The organism is Bacillus nitratireducens, assembly GCF_001884135.1.
In the GTDB taxonomy this organism is placed as follows: Bacteria; Bacillota; Bacilli; order Bacillales; family Bacillaceae_G; genus Bacillus_A; species Bacillus_A nitratireducens.
The window spans coordinates 1-2,503 of the sequence record NZ_MAOC01000064.1 but is presented as its reverse complement, the minus strand read 5'-3'; the positions used below and the strand labels follow the sequence as shown (position 1 = coordinate 2,503).

Here is a 2,503-nt window from a genome sequence, read left to right as displayed (position 1 = left end):
TGTCTAGCATCTAAAAATAAAAATTGACGTTCACGTTGTTTGTTTCGTTCAGTTTTCAAAGAACTACTCGGTCGCTCATTTGCGACTTCCTTATGTTAACATCTTCGTTAGTTAATGTCAACTAAGTTTTTTATTTCGTTTGCCGCGTTCTGCGTTATTGCTATCTGCGACTTTTCCTATATTACACTTATAAATAATAATAGTCAATGGATTTTTATAAAAAACTTCATTTTTTATAAATCTCATTTATATTACCAAGTTATCTATTTAAATATCTCTTCTATACTTATATATAAGCAACCCATATAACTCCCTATGGGTTGCTATTCCATCATAAAAACTATTGTTCTTTTGAAGGGATCGAACAACTTCCATCAGTACAAGACATATCGCTTCCTTCTTCTGATGAAAACTCTTGTAACTTAGGTGCAGGATTCTCTTCTTCCCACACTTGCTGAAGTGCACCAACAAAAGTTTCAAGTGGTTGCGCACCTGAAATAGCATACTTTTGATTAATAATAAAATAAGGTACTCCCGAAATTTGATATTGTTGAGCAATCGCTTCATCAATTCTAACATCATTTGCATATGCATTTTTATCATTAATAACATGTAAAGCTTCTTGCTTATCTAAACCTGAAGCTTCAGCGATAGTAGCAAGCGTATCCACATCACTTAAATTTCTCGATTCAGTGAAATATGCAAAAAGTAGATTTTCCGTAATCTCTTTTTCTTTCCCTTGATCCTTTGCAAACTTCGCCAGACGATGCGCATCAAAAGTGTTTGTCGGCTTCATCTCTTCAAAATTAAAATCCAACCCCATACTAGCTGCATGATTTCCTAGTTGTATATTATTACGCTTAGCTTCTTCAATACTAATCCCATACTTTGATGCAAGTACTTCATTAATACTTGTTCCAGAATAGATTGGAGCATTTTGGTCTAATTCAAAACTTTTAAACTCAACTTCAACATCCTTCTTATGTGGAAATTGCTCTAAAGCCATTTCTAGTCTACGTTTCCCAATATAGCAAAATGGGCATAAAAAATCTGACCATACTTCGATTTTCATAGAAACACCTCATTAACATGTATTTTTCAATTATTGTAGCACTGGCACTAAAGAATTCAAAAATTTATGCTTCAAGCCTTATATACTACAACCTAAAATGAATTTACGAATAGAAAAAAACGATAATCAAAAGTATAAAAACACTACCTTCTGATTATCGTATATACAACTCTAAAACAATCTAATTATGCTGGAATATATCTCCCCACGAACTTCCATACGTTATTCCAATATTTATTCGAATCTACCTTTTCAGCTTCTCCATGTCCAGCACCTGGAACAATTAATTTCTCTTTCTCTACTTTTGCAGCATTATATACCTCATCTAACATTTCATAAGGAACGAATGTATCAGCATCCCCATGAATAAATAGCATAGGTGTTTTACTTTTCGCTACTTGTTTTATAGCTGAAGCTTCTTCTAAATTATATCCAGCTCTTAATTTTGTAACTGTATTTGCTGCATTCATAACAGGAAACTTCGGCAAGTGGAATAAATCTTTTAGTTGATAAGTAAATTCATCAATAACAGTTGAGTATCCACAATCTTCAATAATAACTTTAACGTTAGAAGGTAAATCTTCACCTGAAGTCATCATTACAGTTGCCGCGCCCATTGAAACACCAAATAGCGCTATTTCAGCATTCGGGTCTTTCTTTACAATTTGTTGAATCCAAATCAAAATATCTTTACGATCATGCCAGCCCATACCGATATAATCGCCTTCACTATTTCCATGCCCCCGAAGGTCTGGCGCTATGACGTTATAACCTTGTTCATAAAAATTCCGAATGTATTTCGTCATCTTCGATGCCCTGCTATCATATCCATGAACTACAATTGCCCATTTATGGCTAGATTGTTCATTCATATATTCATAACCTGTTAATTTCAACTTATCGAAAGAATTTATGTGTAGTGTATTGAGTTTATGATTTGATACAAAGTTCGCATCCTTTTCTTCATTTGTAGCCAACACACCTCCCGATGCGTTCACTGTTTCTACTAAGTGAGGATTATCCTCTAAAAATTCTTTCTCTTGTTTCGCATTCAATGCATAATTATAAAAATAATTCCCGACTAACATATAAGCAATTGCTAGAAGGACAAAAACTACTATAGTAATTACACCTATCTTTTTCATATTATCTCCTTAAAAAAATTTAAATCTTCCTATATTAAAGTACCTCAAAAAACAACTGTACTATTTTAACATACCGACAGATCACTTCTACAAAAAATACAATAGAAAAATCTTAAACTACGCATCGAAAGTGAGAGGAGAAATTGAATATGAGAGAATTAAGAGGATAAGGATTGCGCACACCTTAAAATGGTACCTTGAGGCTAATAAGAAGTTAGAAACACAAAAAAGACGAGTCATTCTGACTCGTCTTAAGCTTGCTTGGCGACGTCCTACTCTCACAGGG

2 protein-coding genes are annotated in these 2,503 nt (G+C 33.6%); both read right to left on the bottom strand.

Going from position 1 to position 2,503, the window contains the following annotated elements; translation table 11 throughout:
• Positions 1-340: 340 nt before the first annotated feature.
• Complete coding sequence (locus BAU23_RS17835; protein WP_071734912.1) at positions 341-1,072, bottom strand: DsbA family oxidoreductase; 732 nt, start codon at positions 1,070-1,072, stop codon at positions 341-343.
• A gap of 185 nt (positions 1,073-1,257) precedes the next feature.
• The gene (locus BAU23_RS17830; RefSeq protein ID WP_071734911.1) at positions 1,258-2,217 is read right to left on the bottom strand and encodes an alpha/beta hydrolase; all 960 of its coding nucleotides are present in this window, start codon (positions 2,215-2,217) and stop codon (positions 1,258-1,260) included.
• Positions 2,218-2,503: the final 286 nt, after the last annotated feature.